The 21,180-nt window shown below is 67.6% G+C and carries 19 protein-coding genes; 14 read left to right on the top strand and 5 right to left on the bottom strand.

The genetic code is table 11. The annotated features are described in order from the left end of the window. Window position 1: 1 nt before the first annotated feature. The 4 genes from gspD (at window position 2) to P7V53_RS04440 (ending at window position 6,049) form a co-directional block, all read left to right on the top strand. Window positions 2-2,203: a type II secretion system secretin GspD gene (gene gspD, locus P7V53_RS04455; RefSeq protein ID WP_280154274.1), complete on the top strand. Its 2,202-nt coding sequence runs from the start codon at window positions 2-4 to the stop codon at window positions 2,201-2,203. A 9-nt stretch (window positions 2,204-2,212) separates the two neighbouring features. Next, complete coding sequence (gene gspE / locus P7V53_RS04450; RefSeq protein WP_280154273.1) at window positions 2,213-3,634, top strand: type II secretion system ATPase GspE; 1,422 nt, start codon at window positions 2,213-2,215, stop codon at window positions 3,632-3,634. Window positions 3,635-3,653: 19 nt separating this feature from the next. Then, complete coding sequence (gene gspF / locus P7V53_RS04445) at window positions 3,654-4,868, top strand: type II secretion system inner membrane protein GspF (RefSeq protein WP_280154272.1); 1,215 nt, start codon at window positions 3,654-3,656, stop codon at window positions 4,866-4,868. A 185-nt stretch (window positions 4,869-5,053) separates the two neighbouring features. Beyond that, window positions 5,054-6,049, top strand: a complete 996-nt coding sequence (locus tag P7V53_RS04440; protein ID WP_280154271.1) for an AAA family ATPase — start codon at window positions 5,054-5,056, stop codon at window positions 6,047-6,049. 22 nt (window positions 6,050-6,071) lie between these two features. Here P7V53_RS04440 and P7V53_RS04435 read toward each other — a convergent pair whose 3' ends face one another. Further along, complete coding sequence (locus tag P7V53_RS04435) at window positions 6,072-6,803, bottom strand: Crp/Fnr family transcriptional regulator (RefSeq protein WP_280154270.1); 732 nt, start codon at window positions 6,801-6,803, stop codon at window positions 6,072-6,074. Window positions 6,804-6,849: 46 nt separating this feature from the next. Here P7V53_RS04435 and P7V53_RS04430 point away from each other — a divergent pair, with 46 nt between their 5' ends. Further along, window positions 6,850-7,752 (top strand): 5'-nucleotidase, encoded by a 903-nt coding sequence (locus P7V53_RS04430; RefSeq protein ID WP_280154269.1) that lies wholly within the window; start codon window positions 6,850-6,852, stop codon window positions 7,750-7,752. A gap of 24 nt (window positions 7,753-7,776) precedes the next feature. Here P7V53_RS04430 and P7V53_RS04425 read toward each other — a convergent pair whose 3' ends face one another. Then, entirely contained in the window at window positions 7,777-8,517 is a 741-nt protein-coding gene (locus P7V53_RS04425) for a Crp/Fnr family transcriptional regulator (RefSeq protein WP_280154268.1), read from the bottom strand. A 143-nt stretch (window positions 8,518-8,660) separates the two neighbouring features. Between P7V53_RS04425 and P7V53_RS04420 the strand changes: the two genes are divergently transcribed. The 9 genes from P7V53_RS04420 (at window position 8,661) to P7V53_RS04380 (ending at window position 18,418) form a co-directional block, all read left to right on the top strand. After that, window positions 8,661-10,607 carry an AMP-binding protein gene (locus tag P7V53_RS04420; protein ID WP_280156431.1) on the top strand — a complete coding sequence of 649 codons (1,947 nt, stop codon included), beginning with the start codon at window positions 8,661-8,663 and terminating at the stop codon, window positions 10,605-10,607. Between the two features lie 58 nt (window positions 10,608-10,665). Next, complete coding sequence (locus tag P7V53_RS04415) at window positions 10,666-11,451, top strand: ABC transporter ATP-binding protein (RefSeq protein WP_280154267.1); 786 nt, start codon at window positions 10,666-10,668, stop codon at window positions 11,449-11,451. A 15-nt stretch (window positions 11,452-11,466) separates the two neighbouring features. After that, window positions 11,467-12,396, top strand: coding sequence for a branched-chain amino acid ABC transporter permease (locus P7V53_RS04410; RefSeq protein WP_280154266.1), 930 nt, complete (start codon window positions 11,467-11,469; stop codon window positions 12,394-12,396). Between the two features lie 18 nt (window positions 12,397-12,414). After that, a complete protein-coding gene (locus tag P7V53_RS04405; RefSeq protein WP_280154265.1) occupies window positions 12,415-13,479 on the top strand; it encodes a branched-chain amino acid ABC transporter permease in 1,065 nt (354 codons plus the stop codon). Between the two features lie 49 nt (window positions 13,480-13,528). After that, a complete protein-coding gene (locus P7V53_RS04400; RefSeq protein ID WP_280154264.1) occupies window positions 13,529-14,872 on the top strand; it encodes an ABC transporter substrate-binding protein in 1,344 nt (447 codons plus the stop codon). A 51-nt stretch (window positions 14,873-14,923) separates the two neighbouring features. Further along, the gene (locus tag P7V53_RS04395; protein ID WP_280154263.1) at window positions 14,924-15,739 is read left to right on the top strand and encodes an ABC transporter ATP-binding protein; all 816 of its coding nucleotides are present in this window, start codon (window positions 14,924-14,926) and stop codon (window positions 15,737-15,739) included. A 16-nt stretch (window positions 15,740-15,755) separates the two neighbouring features. Then, window positions 15,756-16,043 carry a hypothetical protein gene (locus tag P7V53_RS04390; protein ID WP_280154262.1) on the top strand — a complete coding sequence of 96 codons (288 nt, stop codon included), beginning with the start codon at window positions 15,756-15,758 and terminating at the stop codon, window positions 16,041-16,043. Window positions 16,044-16,046: 3 nt separating this feature from the next. Then, window positions 16,047-17,315 carry an AMP-binding protein gene (locus P7V53_RS04385; RefSeq protein ID WP_280154261.1) on the top strand — a complete coding sequence of 423 codons (1,269 nt, stop codon included), beginning with the start codon at window positions 16,047-16,049 and terminating at the stop codon, window positions 17,313-17,315. Between the two features lie 128 nt (window positions 17,316-17,443). Next, window positions 17,444-18,418, top strand: coding sequence for a tripartite tricarboxylate transporter substrate-binding protein (locus P7V53_RS04380; protein ID WP_280154260.1), 975 nt, complete (start codon window positions 17,444-17,446; stop codon window positions 18,416-18,418). Window positions 18,419-18,461: 43 nt separating this feature from the next. Here P7V53_RS04380 and dtd read toward each other — a convergent pair whose 3' ends face one another. From dtd to tyrS, 3 genes are read right to left on the bottom strand one after another with little or no spacing between them, the layout of a single operon-like run. Further along, on the bottom strand, window positions 18,462-18,905 hold the full coding sequence (gene dtd / locus P7V53_RS04375; RefSeq protein WP_280154259.1) for a D-aminoacyl-tRNA deacylase: 444 nt from the start codon (window positions 18,903-18,905) through the stop codon (window positions 18,462-18,464). A 7-nt stretch (window positions 18,906-18,912) separates the two neighbouring features. Then, on the bottom strand, window positions 18,913-19,827 hold the full coding sequence (locus tag P7V53_RS04370; protein ID WP_280154258.1) for a cation diffusion facilitator family transporter: 915 nt from the start codon (window positions 19,825-19,827) through the stop codon (window positions 18,913-18,915). A gap of 13 nt (window positions 19,828-19,840) precedes the next feature. Next, the gene (gene tyrS, locus P7V53_RS04365; RefSeq protein WP_280154257.1) at window positions 19,841-21,112 is read right to left on the bottom strand and encodes a tyrosine--tRNA ligase; all 1,272 of its coding nucleotides are present in this window, start codon (window positions 21,110-21,112) and stop codon (window positions 19,841-19,843) included. Window positions 21,113-21,180: the final 68 nt, after the last annotated feature.

Genomic DNA, 21,180 nt, shown 5'->3' with positions numbered 1-21,180 from the left:
CATGAAGCAACGCAAACCCACGACGGCCCGGCTGCCCGTGCTTCGGCAGCTTGCGACGCGCAGCCTGACCGGCGTGCTCTGCCTGTCGTTGCTCACCGCACCCGCCACCTTCGCGCAATCGCCCAATCCGCGCATCAGGGGCGGCGACGCGGTGACGCTGAACTTCGTCAACGCCGACATCGAGGGCGTCACACGCGCGATGGCGGCGATCCTGAAGCAGCAGTTCGTCGTCGACCCGCGCGTCAAGGGAACGATCACGCTGTACAGCGAAGAAGCGCTCACGCCGCGCGAGGCTTACCTCAACTTCCTCGCCGCGCTGCGCGGCCTGGGCTTCACGGTGGTCGAGTCGGGCGGCATCTTCAAGGTCGTCCCGGAGGCCGACGCCAAGCTGCAGGCCGGCACCGTGTCGGTTGGCGACGTGAACCGGCGCGGCGACCAGGTCATCACGCAGATCTTCAAGCTGAACCACGAGAGCGCCAACAACCTGGTGCCGGTGCTGCGGCCGCTGATCAGCCCCAACAACACGATCAACGCCAACCCGGGCACCAACTCGCTGATCATCACCGACTACGCCGAGAACCTCACGCGCCTGGGCAAGATCATCGCCGCCATGGACACGCCGGCCGCAGGCGACGTGGAGGTCATCTCGCTGCAGCACGCGATCGCCTCCGACATCGCGGTGCTCGTGCAGCGGCTCACCGATCCTGCGGTGGCCGGGGCAGCGGTGCCCGGCGTGGCCGGTGTCGGCTCGGCCTCGGTGCTGGTCGATCCGCGCAGCAACTCGCTGCTGGTGCGCGCGCCCAATCCGGCCCGCATGAATTCGATCCGCACCCTGGTGGCCAAGCTCGACCGGCCGATCAGCGGCCCCAATCCGCTGGGCAACATCTGGGTCGTGTACCTGAAGAACGCCGACGCCGTGAAGCTGGCGTCCGTGCTGCGCGCGGCCTACAGCTCCGGTGGCGGGGCTGGCGGGACGTCGCCGACGACGGCCTCGCCGACAGCGGCGGCGCCCGTCACGCCGGGCGCCGCCGGCCAGCAGGCCGCATCGCCGCAGGCCACCACACCGGTGGCGAGCTCGCCCACGCCGTCGACCGGCGGCTTCGTGCAGGCCGACCCCGCCACCAATTCGCTGATCATCACCGCGCCCGAGCCGATGTACCGCCAGCTGCGCGCGATGATCGACCAGCTCGACTCGCGCCGCGCACAGGTCTACATCGAGAGCCTGATCGTCGAGGTCACCGGCGGCGACGTGGCCGAGTTCGGCTTCCAGTGGCTGGGCATCATCGGCAAGGAAGGCGACAAGAACATCGGCGTGGTCGGCACCAACCTGCCCACCGGCAACACGCCCGGCATCGTCAACCTGAACCTGGCTGCCCGAGGCACCGGCGACGCGACCATCGGCGACGGCCTGAACATCGGGCTGGTGCGCAACTTCAGCGGCACTTATGCGCTGTCGGCGATCGCGCGCCTGATCCAGACCAAGAGCAACGCCAACATCATGTCCACGCCGAACCTCGTGACGCTGGACAACGAGGAGGCGAAGATCGTCGTCGGCCGCAACGTTCCGTTCGTGACCGGGCAGTTCACCAGCACCGGCACCGGCACCACCAACCCGTTCCAGACCATCGAGCGCAAGGACGTGGGCATCACGCTGCGCATCAAGCCGCAGATCGGCGAGAACGGCACCGTGCGCATGGTGATCTACCAGGAAAGCTCCGACGTGATCGCGCAGGCCACCGGCACCAGCTCGGCTGGACCCACCACGAGCAAGCGCTCCATCGAGTCGACCGTGGTCGTCGACGACGGCCAGATCCTGGTGCTGGGCGGCCTGATCGAGGACCGCTTCGACCACAACCACTCCAAGGTGCCGCTGCTCGGCGACCTGCCGGTGGTGGGCGGTCTCTTCCGCAGCGAAAGCCGCGAGCGCCGGCGCACCAACCTGATGGTGTTCCTGCGCCCGGTGGTGCTGCGCGACTCGGACGGCTCCACCAAGCTGTCGACCGACCGATACGACTACATCCGCGGCATGCAGCAGAACGCGCAGCCCGCGCGAAGCTTCGTCATGCCCATCAACGAATCGCCGGTGATGCCGCCGGCCGAGGCACCGGCCTCGGCCGTGCCGCTCGCACCCAGGCCGGTTCCGCTGTCGCCGCGCCCGGCGGCCAGCGCGCCGGAAGGCGGCAGCAGCGCGCCGACCAACTGAGGAGCCGCCATGGGCGCTCGCCATCCGCTTCCGTACGCCTTCGCCAAGGCCCACACGCTGCTGCTCGAGGACGACGGCACGCAGCTCGTGCTGTGGGCGCCCGAGTCGGTGCAGCTTTCAGCGCTGAGCGAAGTGCTGCGCATGTACGACGTCGACGCGCTCGAGCGCGAGGCGGCCGCCACGCTGACCAACCGCATCGCCAAGGCGTATGCGGGCGGCGAGTCGAGCGCCGCCACGGTGATCGGCGAGGTGGAGAGCGCGGTCGACCTGAGCCGCATGATGCAGGAGCTGCCGGCGGTCGAGGACCTGCTCGAGGCCGCCAACGACGCGCCGATCATCCGCATGCTCAACGCGCTGCTGACGCAGGCGGCGAAGGACGGCGCCTCCGACATCCACATCGAGCCGTACGAGCGGTCGAGCTCGGTGCGCTTTCGCGTCGACGGCACGCTGCGCGAGATCGTGCAGCCCAACAAGGCGCTGCACGCCGCGCTCATCTCGCGACTGAAGATCATGGCCGAGCTCGACATCGCCGAGAAGCGCCTGCCGCAGGACGGCCGCATCTCGCTGCGCATCGGCGGCCGCGCGGTCGACGTGCGGGTGTCCACGCTGCCGTCGGCGCACGGCGAGCGCGCGGTGCTGCGTCTGCTCGACAAGGGCGAGTCCAAGTTCACCCTCGAATCGCTGGGCATGGACGGCGAGGTGCTGTCCAAGTTCCACAACCTGATCCAGCAGCCGCACGGCATCGTGCTGGTCACCGGCCCCACCGGTTCGGGCAAGACGACCACCCTGTATGCGTCGCTCGGGCGCGTCGACACCGCGACGACCAACGTGCTGACGGTGGAGGATCCGGTCGAATACGAGCTTGCCGGCATCGGCCAGACCCAAGTCAATCCGAAGATCGACCTCACCTTCGCGAAGGCGCTGCGCGCCATCCTGCGCCAGGACCCCGACGTCATCATGATCGGCGAGATCCGCGACTTCGAGACCGCGCAGATCGCGATCCAGGCCTCGCTCACCGGCCACCTCGTGCTGGCCACCTTGCACACCAACGACGCGCCATCGGCCGTCACGCGGCTCACCGACATGGGCGTCGAGCCTTTTTTGCTCAGCTCCAGCCTGCTGGGCGTGCTGGCGCAGCGGCTGGTGCGCAAGCTGTGCCCCGCCTGCAAGAAGGCGGACGCGCGTGGGCGCTACCACCCGGTCGGCTGCGCGCAGTGCGGCCAGAGCGGCTACAAGGGCCGCACCGGCGTGTACGAACTAATGGTCGCCGACGAGAAGGTGCGCTCGCTGATCCACAGCCGCGCCGCCGAATCGCAGCTGTTCGTGGCGGCAGAGGAAGGCGGCCTGCGGTCGATGCGCGAAGACGGCGAACGGCTGGTGTCCGAAGGCCTCACGTCGCCGGAGGAAGTGATGCGCGTCACGCGCGAATGACGGCATTGCCGCAGGTTACATGCCCGCCTACAAGTTCGAAGCCCTCGACGCCACCGGCAAGGCCACCACCGGCCTGCTCGAAGCCGACAACGCGCGCGCCGCGCGCGCGCAGCTGCGCGCGCAGTCGCTGGTACCGCTCGACGTCAAGCAGGTCGCGGCCGCCGTCGCCGGCAGCGCCGGCGCACGCTTCGGGCGCCGTGTGTTCTCGTCCACCGGCCTGGCAGTGTGGACCCGCCAGCTCGCCGGGCTCGTCGGCAGCGGCTTGCCGCTCGAGCGCTCGCTGACCGCATTGAGCGACGAGGCCGAGGACCCCAAGCAACGGGAGCTGGTCGCGCACCTGCGCTCGGAAGTGAACGCCGGCTCGCCCTTCGCGCGCGCGCTCGCCGGCGCGCCGCGGGAGTTCGACGACGTGTACCGCGGGGTCGTCGCAGCGGGCGAGCAAAGCGGCGCGCTCGGTCAGGTGCTCGAGCGCCTGGCCGACGACCTGGAGGAGCGACAGGCGCTGAAGACCAAGCTGATCGGGGCCACGCTCTATCCGGCCATCGTCTCGCTGATCGCCATCGTCATCGTCATCTTTCTCGTCACCTACGTCGTGCCCCAGGTCGCGTCGGTGTTCGCCAGCTCCAAGCGCGCCCTGCCCGGGCTGACCGTTGCGATGCTCGCGATCAGCGCGTTCCTGCGCTCGTACGGCTGGCTGCTGCTGTTTGCGATCCTGGCCGGCTTCGTGGGGCTGACGTTGATGCTGCGCAACGAAGCCTTCCGCGAGCGCTTCGACTCCGGCTGGCTCGGCTTGCCCTTGGTCGGCCGGCTCTCGCGCGGCTACAACGCCGCCCGCTTCGCCGGCACGCTGGCCATGCTCGCCGGCGCCGGCGTGCCCATCCTCAAGGCCTTGCAGGCCGCGGCGGAAACGCTGTCCAACCGGGCGATGCGCGCCGATGCGCTCGAAGCGCTGGTGCAGGTGCGCGAAGGCGCGCCGCTGGCCTCGGCGCTCGCGGGAAAGAAGCGATTTCCGGGCCTGCTGGCGATGTTCTGCCGCCTCGGCGAGCAGACCGGCCAGCTGCCGCGCATGCTTGATCGGGCCGCCAAGCAGCTCGCGGCCGAAGTGCAACGCCGGGCGATGCAGCTGGCGACCATCCTCGAGCCGCTGCTGATCGTGGCGATGGGCGGCGTGGTCATGCTCATCGTGCTCGCCGTGCTGATGCCCATCATCCAGCTGAACACCTGGGTGCGCTGATTCCCGGGTCGCGCCCATTGCGCCTAGCCCCTAGAACGGGTTGAACCGCCGCCGCGGCCGCGGGAACTCAACTGCGGGCACGCAATCTGCATAGCAACAGAGGCGGTTTCCACGGCTTTTTTCCGCGGCCGGATTTGGGCATGCTCTGCTCGAATCGGTTGAAGCAGTTGGCTCGGAGGTTCACCATGGGTGATTCCAAGGATCTCGTCCCCCTGTCGCGTCGGGGCATACCGATCGCCCGCATGCGGCACGTCTACCGGGTCGACGAAGTGGGCCGCAAGCTCGACAAGCTGGCGCCCAAGGAGCATGAAAGCTTGCGCGCCACCTACGAGCGCATGCTGGAGAAGGGCTCCGAGCGCTTCCAGGTCAAGCCGTCCGGCCTGCCGGTGATGGACCACCTGTACGATGACCTGCCCAATTTTTCCGAGGTTCTCGACGACGTGCGCCGCCAGCTCGCGCTGTGCGAGGACAGCCACGACGCGCTGGAGATCACCCCACTGCTTCTGCTCGGCCCCCCGGGTGTCGGCAAGACCTACTTCGCCCGCGAGCTGTCCCTCCTGCTCGGCACCGGCATGGGTTTCATCTCGATGAGCTCGATGACGGCCGGCTGGGTGCTGTCGGGCGCATCCAGCCAGTGGAAGGGTGCGCGCCCGGGAAAGGTGTTCGAGACGCTGGTGGACGGCCAGTACGCCAACCCGGTGATGGTCGTCGACGAGATCGACAAGGCCGGGGGCGAGCACGCCTACGATCCCCTCGGCGCGCTGTACAGCCTGCTCGAGCACGACACCGCCGAGGCCTTCACGGACGAGTTCGCCGAGGTGGCGATCGACGCGAGCCAGGTGATCTGGGTGGCCACTGCCAACGACGCCCGAAACATCCCCGACCCCATCCTGAACCGGATGAACGTCTACGAGGTGCATGCGCCGGACCGGGACGCCGCGCGGCACATCGCGGCCAAGCTGTATCGCAGCATCCGCGCGGACCACGACTGGGGCTCGCGCTTCGCGCCCGAGCCGCGCGCCGACGTGCTCGACCGCATGAGCGAGCTGGCGCCGCGCGAGATGCGCCGCGCCTGGATGACGGCCTTCGGCAACGCCAAGCTCGACCGCCGGGACCACGTGTTGCCGGCGGACCTGCCTGAAGGCGGGCCGCGCAGGAGCAGCATCGGCTTCGTGCAGTAGCGACCGGGAGGAGCACTGCGGGCTAAGCGCCCACGCCGGCGAAGTTCCTCAGGCCGTCGAGGTCGAGCACCGTGACGCCGCGCGGCTCGACGCGAAGCAGCCCGGACTCCTGCAGCGTGCGCAGCGCCACGTTCGTGCGCTGGCGCGAAACGCCGCACAGCAGCGCGATCTCCTGCTGGCGCAGGTCGACGTAGGCGCGCGGTTCGGGATACAGGTCGGCATTGAACAGCGTCGCGATGCAGCGCGCGACGCGGGCATCGGTGCCGAGCAGGCGGTCGTACTCCAGCATGCCGATGAACAGGCTGAGGCGCGCGTTCAACAGGTTCTGCAGGTGATGGTTGAACGGCAGGCTGGTATTGCGCAGCCGCTCGAAGGTCGCATGCGGCACGAGCGCGACGCGCGACGGCCGCAGCGCCACCACGTCGTAGCGGCGCGGCTCGCGCTTGATCAGCGAGCCTTCACCGAACCAGCCGCCGCTGCTCATGCCGGTGAGCGTGGAGACCTTGCCGTCGGGCGAGATGACCGACATCTTCATCAGGCCGTCGATCACGCCCATCCAGTGCTCCACCGGTTGGCCCATGCGGCCGACGAAGCTGCCGGCCGGCACCTGCCGCTCGAAGGACTCGACCACGACGCGGTCGATCTCCTGCGGCGTGAGCATGCGTCCCCAGACCGAGTTGTGGATCAACGATTCCAGCGTGCGCTGCGTGCCCGGGGGCAGCGCAAGGCTCAGGTGCGCGAGCGGCTTCGTCATGCTGCGGATGATCCTCCTTCCAGGTGCGCTTCCGTATCATCCCCGCATGCCCATTTCACTGGACGGCCAGCTCGTCGTCGCCATCTCGTCGCGCGCCCTGTTCGACTTCGAGGAAGAGAACCAGGTCTTCGAAGCCTCGGACGACCGTGCCTACATGCGGCTGCAGCTCGAGCGAGTCGACAGCCCGGCCAAGCCCGGTGTCGCGTTCTCGCTGGTCAACAAGCTGCTCGCCTTCAATGCCGTCGACGCGCAGCGTGTCGAGGTGGTCATCCTCTCTCGCAACGACCCGGTGTCGGGAATGCGCGTGTTCCGCTCCGCCAAGCACTACGGGCTTCCGATCCAGCGCGGCGTGTTCACCCGCGGGCAGTCGCCCTGGCGCTACCTGCGCCCGCTGTCGGCCAACCTGTTCCTGTCGACCAACGAGCCCGACGTGCGATCGGCACTTTCGGCCGGCGTGCCGGCGGCGCGTGTGTTCCCGCAGTCGGCGAGGGCGTCCACCGACCATCCGAACGAAGTGCGCATCGCCTTCGACGGCGACGCCGTGCTGTTCTCCGACGAGGCCGAGCAGGTGTACCAGCGCGACGGTCTCGACGCCTTCCAGAGCCACGAGCTCGACCGCGCCCAGACGCCGCTGGCCGCCGGTCCGTTCAAGCCGCTGCTCGAAGCGCTGCACCGCCTGCAGCGCGAACCGTCGGACACCATGCGCATCCGCACCGCGCTCGTCACCGCACGCAGCGCGCCGGCCCACGAACGTGCGGTGCGCACGCTGATGGGCTGGAACATCGAGGTCGACGAGGCGATGTTCCTCGGCGGGCTGCCCAAGGGCGAGTTCCTGCGCGAGTTCGAGCCCGACTTCTTTTTCGACGACCAGACCGGGCACATCGAGAACGCACTGGCGCATGTGCCGTCAGGGCATGTGGCGGCAGGAGTGCGCAATCTGATCTCGTGAGGCCCGGGGCCTGCACGGCGTCGTTCACGAGGCTGCCATCTCCCGCGGTTCGAACATCGCGTTGCGAAGGCCTTCCAGGTCCAGCACACGCACCCCGCCGTATTCGATACGGATGAGACCGCGATCCTGAAGCGCGCTCAGGGCTTCGTTGACCCGCTGGCGCGACAGCCCGACCACATAGCCCAGCTCCTGCTGCGTGATGCGCAGCAGGTCGCCGACCCCGGGATAGAGCACCGGATGGAACATCGCGGCGAGGCCGCGGGCGACCCGCGAATCGGTGTCGTTCAGACGGTCGATCTCGCGCGCGGCAATGAACTGCCCGACGCGCTCGTTGAGCTGGTTCACGACGAAGCGGTTGAACGGCAGGCTGGTCTCGAGCAGCTCGTGGAACGCGTCGATCGGCAAGCCTGCGACCGTGCTGCGCCGCAGCGCCTGGATGTTGTAGCGATAGGGCTCGCGTTTGAGCAGCGTGCCTTCGCCGAACCAGGCGCCGGGCGGAATGCCGGTGAAGGTGATGGGCGGCCCGGCCGTGCTGTCGTTGCTCATCTTCAGCAGGCCGTCGATGACGCCGAACCAGTAGGTCGGCGGCTTGCCGATGCGAACGAGCAGATCGCCCGCCTGCGCCACCAGCGCCCGCAACACGGAGCGCGCGCGCTCCTGCTCGGAAGCACTGAGCAGCGCCAGCCACGGAATCCCGGCGAACTCGGTTTCCGTCAGTGGTCGGGCCCGCTGCCAGAGCGGCAGATGGGTGGAATGAGCGGTCATGGCACTGCGGGAAAGTCCGCTTCGTACAGTCCCTAGGATTGTCGTCACAACGACAACATGGCGTCAAACTCTTCTCTAGCATCCGACCCCAATGAGACGGCTTGCGGGCCATTCGAGCCCGCTGCGCTCCGGAGGAGACGATGGTGTCGACGACCTTTCCCCGCCTCTTGCTTGAACACGCAGCGCAACGGCCCGAGGCGGCCGCCCTGCGCGAGAAGGAATACGGCATCTGGCAGACCACCACCTGGTCGCAGCTCGCCACGCTCGTGCGCGATCTGGCGGACGGCCTCGCCGACGCAGGGCTGAAGCGCGGGCAGCACATCGTGGTTGTCGGCGACAACCGGCCGCGGCTGTATGCATCGATGCTCGCGGCGCAATCCATCGGCGCCATCCCGGTGCCGCTATACCAGGACGCGGTCGCGGGCGAATTCGTGTTCCCGATCAACAACGCCGAGGTCGCCTTCGCCGTCGTCGAGGACCAGGAGCAGGTCGACAAGATGCTCGAGCTGCGGACGCAATGCCCGCAGCTGGCGAGGATCTGGTTCGACGATCCGCGCGGCCTGCGCAACTACGAGGAGCCGGGGCTCGACTCGCTCGATTCGCTGGTCGAGGCCGGCCGCGCCTTCGGCCGGCGCAACGCCGGCTTCTTCGACGAGCAGGTGCGGCTCACGCAACCCGACGACGTCGCCGCGATGTTCTTCACCTCCGGCACCACCGGCCACCCGAAGGGCGTGGTGCACACGCACTTCACCTTGACCAATCGTGCACGCGCCGGCGCCAACTTCGACCATCTCACGCACGAGGAAGAGGTGCTCGCCTACCTGCCGCCGGCCTGGATCGGGCAGAACATCTTCTCGTACGCGCAGTGGCTGGTGTGCGGCTACGTCGTCAACTGCCCCGAGTCGTCGGCCACCGTGATGATCGACCTCAAGGAGATCGGCCCCACCTACTATTTCGCGCCGCCCAGCGTCTTCGAGGGCCTGCTCACCAACGTGATGATCCGCATGGAAGACGCCGGGGCGCCCAAACGCTGGCTGTTCCATCGGTTCATGGCGGTCGCGCGCCGTGTCGGGCCGGCGCTGATGGACGGTGGCCACGTGGGGCTGGCCGACCGCCTGGTCTATGGGCTGGGCAACCTGTGCATCTACGGCCCGCTGCGCAACACGCTGGGACTGTCACGGGTGCGCGTGGCCTACACCGCGGGAGAAGCGATCGGCCCGGATCTGTTCAGCTTCTACCGCGCCATCGGCGTCAACCTGAAGCAGCTGTACGGCTCCACCGAGACGGCGGTCTTCGTCTGCATGCAGCCCGACAACGCGGCCAAGGCCGACACGGTCGGCGTGCCCTGCGAAGGCGTGGAGCTGCAGGTGACGACCAGCGGCGAGATCCTCATCCGATCGCCGGGCCTGCTGAAGGGCTACTACAAGAACGCCGTCGCCACCGACGAGGTGCTGTCGCCCGAAGGCTGGTACCGCACCGGGGATGCCGGCTTCGTCGACGCGACCGGGCACCTGAAGATCATCGACCGCGCGAAGGACGTCGGCCGCCTGGTCGGCGGACCCAATGACGGCGCGATGTTCGCGCCCAAGTACGTGGAGAACAAGCTGAAGTTCTTCCCTCACATCAAGGAGGCGGTGGCTTTCGGCGACAAGCGCGACCGCGTGTGCGCCTTCATCAACATCGACTTCAACGCGGTGGGCAACTGGGCGGAGCGCCACAACCTGCCGTACGCCGGGTATACCGACCTCGCGCAGAAGCCCGAGGTCTACGCGTTGATCAAGGACTGCGTCGAGAAGGTCAATGCCGACCTCGCTGCCGACGACAAGCTCGCCGGCAGCCAGGTGACGCGCTTCCTGGTGCTGCACAAGGAACTGGATGCCGACGACGGCGAGCTCACCCGCACGCGCAAGGTGCGGCGCGGCTACATCCAGGAGAAGTACGCGGTGCTCGTCGAGGCGATGTACGAAGGCAAGACCTCGCAGTACATCGAGACCCAGGTGAAGTTCGAGGACGGCCGCACCGGCGTGGTCGCCGCCGAGCTGAAGATCAGCGACGCGAAGACCTTCTCGACGGTGAGGCAGGCCGCATGAGTGCGCACGGCGTCCCGAAGTCCTCGTCCCGGGAGCGCGCAGCGCGGAGGGCAGCCCGATGAGTGCGCGGTCCATCGGCGATGTCGTGCTCGACATCAACAACATCTCGCTCAGCTTCGGCGGCGTGAAGGCGCTGACCGACATCAGCTTCGACGTGCGCGAGCACGAGATCCGCTCGATCATCGGGCCCAACGGTGCCGGCAAGAGCTCGATGCTGAACTGCATCAACGGCGTGTACCAGCCGCAGCAGGGCTCGATCACCTTCCGCGGCAAGACTTTCCGGCACATGAACTCACGGCAGGTGGCGGAGATGGGCGTCGCGCGCACCTTCCAGAGCCTGGCGCTGTTCAAGGGCATGAGCGTGCTCGACAACATCATGACCGGGCGCAACCTGCGCATGAAGACGAACCTGCTGCTGCAGGCCATCCGCGTCGGCCCGGCCGAGCGCGAGGAGATCCGCAACCGCGAATTCGTCGAGCACATCATCGACTTCCTCGAGATCCAGCCCTATCGCAAGACGCCGGTGGGCCGCCTGCCGTACGGCCTGCAGAAGCGCGTCGATCTCGGGCGCGCGCTCGCGATGGAACCCAAGGTGCTGCTGCTCGACGAGCCGATGGCCGGCATGAACGTCGAGGAGAAGCAGGACATGTGCCGCTTCATCCTGGACGTCAACGACGAGTTCGGCACGACCATCGTGCTGATCGAGCACGACATGGGCGTGGTGATGGACATCTCGGACCGCGTGGTGGTGCTCGACTACGGCAAGAAGATCGGCGACGGCGCGCCCGAGCACGTGCGCAGCAATCCCGACGTCATCCGTGCCTATCTGGGCACCACCCACTGATCGGAAGGCACGGCCATGGGATTCTTCCTCGAGGCATTGTTCGGCGGCTTGATGGCCGGCATGCTGTACTCGCTGATCGCGCTCGGCTTCGTGCTGATCTACAAGGCCTCGGGCGTGTTCAACTTCGCGCAGGGCGCGATGGTGCTGTTTGCCGCGCTCGCGATGGCGCGCTTCGCGGAATGGATCCCGCAATGGACCGGCCTGCAGAGCAAGGCGCTGGCGACGCTGATGGCATTCCTGCTGGCAATGCTGGTGATGGTCGTCGTCGCCTGGCTGATCGAGAAGCTCGCGCTCGGCCGGCTCGTGAACCAGGAAGGCATCACGCTGCTGATGGCCACCCTCGGCATCGCCTACGTGCTCGACGGCCTCGGCCAGACCATCTTCGGCTCGGACATCTACAAGATCGATGTCGGCATGCCGAAGGATCCGCTGTTCCTGCTGGAGAGCACCTTCCAGGGCGGCGTGCTGGTCAACAAGGAGGACCTGTTCGCCTCCTTGATCGCCGCCGCGCTGGTGATCGTGCTGACGCTGTTCTTCCAGAAGACTTCCACCGGGCGTGCGCTGCGGGCGGTGGCCGACGACCACCAGGCCGCGCAGTCGATCGGCATTCCGCTGTCGCGCATCTGGGTCATCGTGTGGTCGGTCGCCGGCTTCGCGGCGCTGGTCGCCGGCGTCATCTGGGGCTCCAAGCTGGGCGTGCAGTTCTCGCTGGCGCTGGTCGCGCTGAAGGCGCTGCCGGTGGTCATCCTCGGGGGGCTCACGTCAGTGCCCGGCGCCATCATCGGCGGGCTGATCATCGGCGTGGGCGAGAAGCTGTCGGAAATCTACCTGGGCCCGTATTTCGGCGGCGGCATCGAGATCTGGTTCGCCTACGTGATGGCGCTGATGTTCCTGCTGGTGCGCCCCCAGGGGCTGTTCGGCGAAAAAATAATCGACCGCGTCTGAGCACACAAGGAGACCGAGATGCTCTACCGCGAGAACGGCCAATTCAAGACCACCTACCGCGCCGACCAGCAGATCTTTCCCATCGCGCAGGACCGCTGGTTCCTGCTCCTGGCGCTGTCCTTCGCGTTCGCCGTGGTGCCGCTGGTGGCATCGCCCTATCTCTTCAAGGCGATCCTCATCCCCTTCGTGATCCTGTCGCTGGCCGCCATCGGGCTGAACATCCTGGTGGGCTACTGCGGCCAGATCTCGTTGGGCACCGGCGCCTTCATGGCCGTCGGCGCATACGCGGCCTACAACTTCATGGTGCGCATCGAGGGCATGCCGCTGCTGGTCGCGCTGCTGCTGGGCGGACTGTGCGCGATGGCCGTCGGCGTGCTGTTCGGCATCCCGAGCCTGCGCATCAAGGGCCTGTACCTCGCGGTGGCGACGCTCGCGGCGCAGTTCTTCGTCGACTGGGCGTTCCTGCGCATCAAGTGGTTCACCAACGACTCGGCGTCCGGATCGGTCGGCGTGTCCAACCTGCAGGTGTTCGGCGTGCCCATCGAGACGCCGGTGCAGAAATACCTGTTCGTCCTGGCGCTGGTGACGCTGTTCGCGCTCATGGCCAAGAACCTCGTGCGCGGCGCCATCGGCCGCGAGTGGATGGCCATGCGCGACATGGACGTGGCGGCCAGCGTCATCGGCATCCGTCCGGTCTACGCCAAGCTGACGGCATTCGCGGTCAGCTCGTTCATCGTCGGCGTGGCCGGTGCGCTGTGGGGCTTCGTGCACCTGGGCTCGTGGGAGCCGGCGGCCTTTTCGGTCGACCGCTCGTTCCAGCTTCTGTTCATGGTGATCATCGGCGGACTGGGCTCGATCATGGGCAGCTTCTTCGGGGCGGCCTTCATCGTCATCCTGCCGATCCTGCTGAACCAGGTCCCTGCGATGCTCGGCATCCCGATCTCGACGGCGACCGCTTCGCATCTCGAATCGATCATCTTCGGCTCGCTCATCGTCTTCTTCCTCATCGTCGAACCGCACGGGCTCGCCCGGCTGTGGTCCATTGCCAAGGAGAAGCTGCGGCTGTGGCCCTTCCCTCACTGATTTCACTTGTGCACGCCGCGAACGTGCTCTTTCAACTCTGGAGGCAAACATGAAACTGAAGTCTCTTGCTCTGGCTGCCGGCGCCGCTGCCCTGTGTCTGGGCAACCTCGTCGGCACCGCTGCCTTCGCGCAGGCGAAGGAGCAGTTCTTTCCTGTCCTCGTCTACCGCACCGGGCCGTATGGGCCGAACGGGGTGCCGTTCGCCAACGGCTACGTCGACTACCTCAAGCTGGTGAACGCGCGCGACGGCGGCATCAACGGCGTGAAGGCCACCTTCGAGGAATGCGAGACCGGCTACGCGACCGACCGCGGCGTGGAGTGCTACGAGCGGCTGAAGGCCAAGGGCCCGACCGGCGCGACGGTGTTCCAGCCGCTGTCCACCGGCATCACCTTCGCGCTGACGGAGAAAGCCCCGGCCGACAAGATCCCGCTGATCACCGCCGGCTATGGCCGCTCCGAGTCCGCCGACGGCGGCGTCTTCAAGTGGAACTTCCCGCTCACCGGGACGTACTGGGTCGCGGCCGATGTGCTGATCCAGCACATCGCCAAGAAGGAGGGCGGCGCCGACAAGCTCAAGGGCAAGAAGATCGCGCTCGTCTACCACGACTCGCCGTACGGCAAGGAGCCCATCCCGCTGCTGACCGAGCGCAGCAAGATGCACGGCTTCGAGCTCACCACCATCCCCGTCACCCACCCCGGGGTGGAGCAGAAGGCCGCCTGGCTGCAGATCCGCCAGAGCCGCCCCGACTACGTGTTCCTCTGGGGCTGGGGTGTCATGAACTCCACGGCGCTCAAGGAAGCCGTGGCCACCGGCTATCCGCGCGACAAGATGTACGGGGTGTGGTGGGCCGCCGCCGAGCCGGACGTGAAGGACGTCGGCGATGGCGCCAAGGGTTATCAAGGCCTCGCGCTGCAGCACGGGGCGGGCATGTCGAAGGTGCACCAGGACGTCGTCAAGTACCTCCACGACAAGGGCCAGGGCACGGGACCGAAGGAGGAGGTCGGCACCGTGCTGTACACGCGCGGCCTGATGTCCGCGATGCTGGCCGTTGAAGGCGTCAAGCGCGCGCAGGAGCTCTACGGCAAGAAGCCGCTCACGGGCGAGCAGGTGCGCTGGGGACTGGAGAACCTGGCCCTCGACCAGAAGAAGCTCGACGCACTGGGCTTCGCCGGCGTGATGAGGCCGATCAGCACCTCGTGCGCCGACCACATGGGCGCCTCATGGGCCCGCGTGCAGACCTGGGACGGCGCCAAGTGGAGCTTCAGCTCCGACTGGTACCAGGCCGACGACCAGATCATCAAGCCGATGGTCAAGGCCGCAGCCGACAAGTACGCAGCCGAGAAGAAGCTGACGCGCCGCGCACCGTCCGACTGCGGCTCCACGGCCTCGTGAACCACGAAGCGGTCGGGCGTGCCGCCCGGCCGCTTTCCACGGACATCCCGAATGAGCGCAACCCCCAACATCCTCCTCAACGTCAACGGCATCGAGGTGATCTACAACCACGTGATCCTCGTGCTCAAGGGCGTGTCGCTGCAAGTGCCAGAAGGCGGCATCGTCGCGCTGCTGGGCGGCAACGGCGCCGGCAAGACGACGACGCTGCGCGCGGTCAGCAACCTGCTGGCGGGCGAGCGCGGCGAAGTGACCAAGGGCTCCATCGAGCTGCGCGGCGAGCGCATCGAGGCGCTGTCGACCGCCGAGATGGTGAACCGCGGCGTCATCCAGGTGATGGAGGGCCGCCACTGCTTCGGCCACCTGACCATCGAGGAGAACCTGATGACCGGCGCCTACACACGCAAGGACGGCAAGGCCGCGGTGGGGCAGACGCTGGAGAAGGTCTACGCCTATTTCCCGCGCCTGAAGACGCGCCGCACCTCGCAGGCGGCCTACACGTCCGGCGGCGAGCAGCAGATGTGCGCGATCGGTCGCGCGCTGATGGCCAATCCGAAGATGGTGCTGCTCGACGAGCCCTCGATGGGCCTCGCGCCGCAGATCGTCGAGGAGGTGTTCGAGATCGTGAAGGACTTGAACAGCAAGGAGCGCGTGACCTTCCTGCTGGCCGAGCAGAACACCAACATGGCGCTGCGCTACGCCGACTATGGCTACATCCTGGAGAACGGCCGCATCGTCATGGACGGCGCCGCGAGCGCGCTCGCCGAGAACGAGGACGTGAAGGAGTTCTACCTCGGCGTCGGCGGCGGCGACCGCAAGAGCTTCAAGGACGTCAAGAGCTACAAGCGCCGCAAGCGCTGGCTCTCGTGAACACCGCGAGGACGACATGGACGACTTCTTCGCACCGCCCGCCTTCAAACCCGCCGACGCCCTGTTGCAGCTCAAGCGCAGCCTGCGCGATCTCAAGCCGCTGGCCGAGCGCGGCGAAGGATTCGAGCTGCAGGGCATGCGGGTGATCGAGCTCTCCAGCGACGCCAGCACGATCACCGTGCGGCTGGCGCGGCGGCAGTCGCGCACGCCCGAATGGGACCGCCTCGTGCTGAAGAACAGCGCCGATGTGCGCAAGTGCATCGACGAAGCGAGAAGGCGCCTCGCGCGCTGGACGGAGGAATGATCGATGAGCGCTGATGCGTCCGCCTTCTACGACGTGCTCGAAACGCGCCCGCCCGAGTTGCGCGAACGGCATCTGATGGCCGCCCTGCCGACGCAGGTCGCCCACGCACGGGCGCACGCGCCGGCATTCGCCGAATTGCTGAGGGACGTGAGTCCCGCCGAGGTGACGAGCCGCGCCGCGCTGGCCCGCCTGCCGGTCACGCGCAAGCACGAGCTCATCGAGCGGCAGCGCGCGACGCGTGCCGGGGGAGACCCCTTCGGCGGCTTCGCGACCATCGGCTGGCACACGCGCAGCGGCGCCTTGCGGGTGTTTGCCTCGCCCGGCCCGATCTACGAGCCCGAGGGCCGCGGGCCGGACTACTGGCGCGCCGCGCGCGCCCTGTACGCGGCCGGCTTTCGTGCCGGCGACCTCGTGCACAACAGCTTCAGCTACCACCTGACGCCCGCGGGCTCCCTCGTCGAAACGGCCGCGCAGGCGCTGGGCTGCACCGTCTTCGCCGGCGGCGTGGGCAACACCGAGCTGCAGCTGCAGGCCGCCGCCGACCTCCAGCCTCAGGGCTACACCGGAACGCCGAGCTTCCTGAAGATCCTGCTCGACAAGGCCGCCGAGTCGGGCGTCGCGCTGCCCACGCTGCGCAAGGCGCTGGTGTCGGGCGAAGCGTTCCCGGTCTCGCTGCGCGACTGGCTCGCCGAGCGCGGCATCGCCGGCTACCAGTGCTACGCCACCGCCGACGTCGGCCTGGTCGCCTATGAAACCACGGCGAGGCAGGGGCTGGTGCTCGACGAGCACGTCATCGTGGAGATCGTTCGTCCGGGCACCGGCGACCCGGTGGCCGAAGGCGAAGTCGGCGAGCTGGTGGTGACCACGCTCAATCCCGACTACCCGCTGATCCGCTTCGGCACCGGCGACTTGTCGGCCATCCTGCCGGGACACTGTCCGACGGGCCGCACCAACGCGCGCATACGCGGCTGGATGGGACGTGCCGACCAGACCGCCAAGGTCCGCGGCATGTTCGTGCATCCGGCGCAGGTGGCCGACATCGCGCGCCGCCATCCCGAGGTAACGCGCGCCCGGCTGGTGGTGAGCGGCGAAATGGCCAACGACCGCATGACCTTGCAGGTGGAGGTGGCACAGCGGCCGGAAGGCCTCTCGGCGCGCATCGCGGAGTCGATCCGCGACGTCACCAAGCTGCGCGGCGAGGTGGTGCTGCAGGCGCCCGGCACGCTGCCCAACGATGGCAAGGTCATCGAGGACGCACGCCGCTACGACTGAGTCGCTTGAGTCAATCGCACATCGCGAGCCGCCGACGGGGTTTCCTATTACGTAATTCCCGTCATGCCAATGGCCGAGGGCCTTGCGGACAATGCGGGCCTGCTCCCTGACGACAAAGGATCTCCGCCATGAAACATACGCTGTTTGTTGCTGCCATGGCCGCGCTCGCGGCTTCCACCGCGTTCGCCGAATACCCTGAAAAGCCCGTCACCATCGTCGTGCCCTTCGCTGCCGGCGGCCCCACCGACAAGGTGGCGCGCGACCTGGCCGAGGCGCTGCGCAAGCCGATGGGCAATGCGACGATCATCATCGAGAACGTCGGCGGCGCCGGCGGCACGCTGGGCGCCACCAAGGTGGCCAAGGCCGCGCCGGACGGCTACACGCTGCTGCTGGCCCACGCGGGCATCTCGACCGCGCCGGCGCTCTATCGCAACCTGCAATACAAGACGCTCGAGGACTTCGAGTACCTGGGCATGGTCAACGAGGTGCCGATGACGCTGGTGAGCAAGCCGACGCTGCCGGCAAACAGCTACGCCGAGCTGGTCAAGTGGCTGGAGGCCAACAAGGGCAAGGTCAACCTGGCGCACGCGGGACTGGGCTCCGCGTCGCACCTGTGCGGCCTGATGTTCCAGAGCACCACCAAGATGGAAATGCAGACCGTGCCGTACAAGGGCACCGGCCCCGCCATGACCGACCTCATCGGCGGCCAGGTCGACATCATGTGCGACCAGACCACCAACACCACCGGCCAGATCGAAAGCGGCAAGATCAAGGCCTTCGCCGTGACGAGCAAGGCGCGCCTGAAGACGCCCGTGCTGGCCAAGCTGCCCACGCTCGACGAAGCCGGCCTCAAGGGCTTCAACGTGACGATCTGGCACGCGATGTATGCGCCGAAGGGCACGCCGAAGGCCGTCCTCGAGAAGGTCAACACCGCGTTGAAGGCCGCGCTCAAGGATGCCGACTTCATCAAGCGCGAAGAAGCGCTGGGCGCGGTGATCGTCAGCGACGCACGCGTCAATCCGGTCGAGCACAAGAAGTTCGTCGAGTCCGAGATCAACAAGTGGGCCCCGGTGATCAAGGCCGCCGGACAGTACGCGGACTGAAGCGCTTTTCTCTCCTGACGAGGCCACCTGCGGGTGGCCTTTTTTATGCGCGAAGCGTGATCGGGATCGTGACCGGCCCGTCGTTGACCAGATGGACCTGCATGTCGGCGCCGAATTCGCCACAGCCCACCGGCGCGTGCAGCTGCAGTGCGGTCGCGACGACGCGCTCGTAGAGACGACGTCCCAGCTCGGGCGGCGCGGCGGCGCTGAAGCTCGGACGGTTGCCCCCGGCCACGTCGGCTGCCAGCGTGAACTGGCTGACGATCAGCAGCCCGCCTTGCGTGTCGACCACGCTGCGGTTCATCTTCCCGGCGCCGTCCGAGAAGATGCGCAGCTTGAGCAGCTTGGCGACGAGCTTGTCGGCGATCGCCTCGTCGTCCACCGGCTCGGCGCAGACGAATACCAGCAGCCCGGCGCCGATCTGGCCGGTGACCCGTCCGGCCACTTCGACCCTTGCCTGGGACACCCGCTGCACCAACGCCAGCATGCCCGCCTCAGACAGTGCCCGTCGTCTGCACGCCGACGGGCTCCTGGCCGACCGGCAGCAGCTCGATGGTCACTCGCAGGCCGCCCACGGCATTGATGAGCCCGCGCTCGGCCTCGTCGCGCTTGGCGGCCGCGCGCGCCAGCGTCCAGCCGCCGGGCACGTGCATGTGCAGCTGGCAGAACTTCGCGCCGGCCGCACGCCGCGTGCGCAGGTGGTCGAAGCGCACCTCGTCGCTCGCCAGGCGCGCGAGCGTCGCAGCGATGGCCTCGCGCTCGCGGTCGGACAGCGCGCGGTCCATGAGGCCGTCGACCGATCGACGCAGCAGCCCGTATGCCTCACGCAGGATGTTGGCAGCCACGACGATGGCCAGCAGCGGATCGATCCACAGCAGGCCCGTCACCGGCACCAGCAGGACTCCGCCGGCAACGCCGACCGAAGTCCACACGTCGGTCATCAGATGACGCGCGTCCGCCTCGAGCGCGATGGAGTCGTGATCGCGCGCCGCGCGCAGCATCGCCCAGGCGAGCACGCCGTTGATGAGCGAGCTCACCACCGACAGCACGACGCCGAGCGCGACTCCTTGCAACGGCTGCGGCGACACCCAGCGATGGATGGCGGTCCAGATGATGGCGAGCGCGGCGCCCACGATCAGCAGCGCCTCGAAGCCGCTCGAGAAGTACTCGGCCTTGCTGTGGCCGTAGGGATGGTCGTCGTCGGCCGGCGCCTGGGCGATGGTCACCATGACGAGCGCGAACACCGCCGCCGCCAGGTTCACGAACGACTCCATCGCGTCCGACAGCAGGCCGACCGAGTCGGTCACCCACCAGGCCGCGGTCTTCAGCGCAATGGTGGCCAGCGCGGCCAGTACCGACAGCTTGAGGAAGGTGCTGACCGAGAGGCGCGTGCGCGGCGCGAAGCTCACCGCGGTCACCGCCTCAGGTCAGCGTCACGCGCGCAAACTTGCGCTTGCCGACCTGGACCACGTAGGTCCCGGCGGGCAGCTTGAGCGCCCGGTCGCCGACCACCGAGCCGTCGACCCGCACGCCGGCGCCATCGACGAGGCGCAGCGCCTCGCTGGTCGATGGTGCGAGGTTGGCCTGCTTGAGCAGCGTGCCGATCGGCAGCGGGGCGCCGCCCAGCGTGATCTCGGGGATTTCGTCGGGCACGCCGCCCTTGGCGCGGTTGTCGAAGTCGGCCTGCGCCGCATCGGCAGCCGTCGCGCCGTGGAAGCGCGCCGTGATCTCCTTGGCGAGCATCACCTTCGCATCCTTCGGGTTGCGGCCTGCCTGGACTTCGAGCTTGAGCTTGGCGATCTCCGCTTCGGGCCGCCAGCTCAGCAGCAGGAAGTACTTCCACATCAGGTCGTCGCTGATCGACAGCAGCTTGGCGAACATGTCGTTCGCCGGCTCGGTGATGCCGATGTAGTTGTTCTTGCTCTTGGACATCTTCTCGACGCCATCGAGCCCTTCGAGCAGCGGCATCGTGAGGATGCATTGCGGCTCCTGCCCGTACTCGGCCTGCAGGTGCCGCCCCATCAGCAGGTTGAACTTCTGGTCCGTTCCGCCGAGCTCGAGATCGCTCTTCAGCGCGACCGAGTCGTAGCCCTGCATCAATGGGTACAGGAACTCGTGCACGCTGATCGGCGTGCCGGCCTTGAAGCGCTCGTGGAAGTCGTTGCGCTCCATCATGCGCGCCACCGTGTACCTGGCAGCGAGCTGGATCATGCCGCGCGCGCCGAGGGCATCGCTCCATTCGGAGTTGCGGCGGATGCGCGTCTTCTCCGGATCGAGCACCAGCGTGGCCTGCTTGAAGTAGGTCTGGGCGTTGGTCTCGATCTGCTCGCGCGACAGCGGCGGTCGGGTGGTGTTGCGACCGGACGGATCACCGATCAGCGAGGTGAAGTCGCCGATCAGGAAGACGACCTCATGGCCCAGGTCCTGCAGCTGCCGCATCTTGTTGAGCACGACCGTGTGGCCCAGGTGCAGATCCGGCGCAGTCGGGTCCAACCCGAGCTTGATTTGCAATGGCACACCTGTTGCATCCGAACGGGCAAGTTTCACTTGCCAGTCGGCTTCCGGTAACAGCTCGTCACAGCCACGTTTCGAGATCGCCAGCGCCTCGCGAACTCCGTCGGTGATCGGGTGGTCCAGACGACCGGCGCCATTCGTGGCAGGGGACGCGGCAGTGATTTCGGCGGGCTGGGTCATGGAACCACGCAAAGTTTTGCGAAGGAGGTGGGAGTGGAGGGACAACAGAAGGCTTCGAGACGACCGGC

Origin of the sequence: Piscinibacter sp. XHJ-5, from assembly GCF_029855045.1 — a bacterium.
Classification (GTDB): Bacteria; Pseudomonadota; Gammaproteobacteria; order Burkholderiales; family Burkholderiaceae_C; genus Albitalea.
This window is presented reverse-complemented; position numbering and strand designations above follow the sequence as displayed.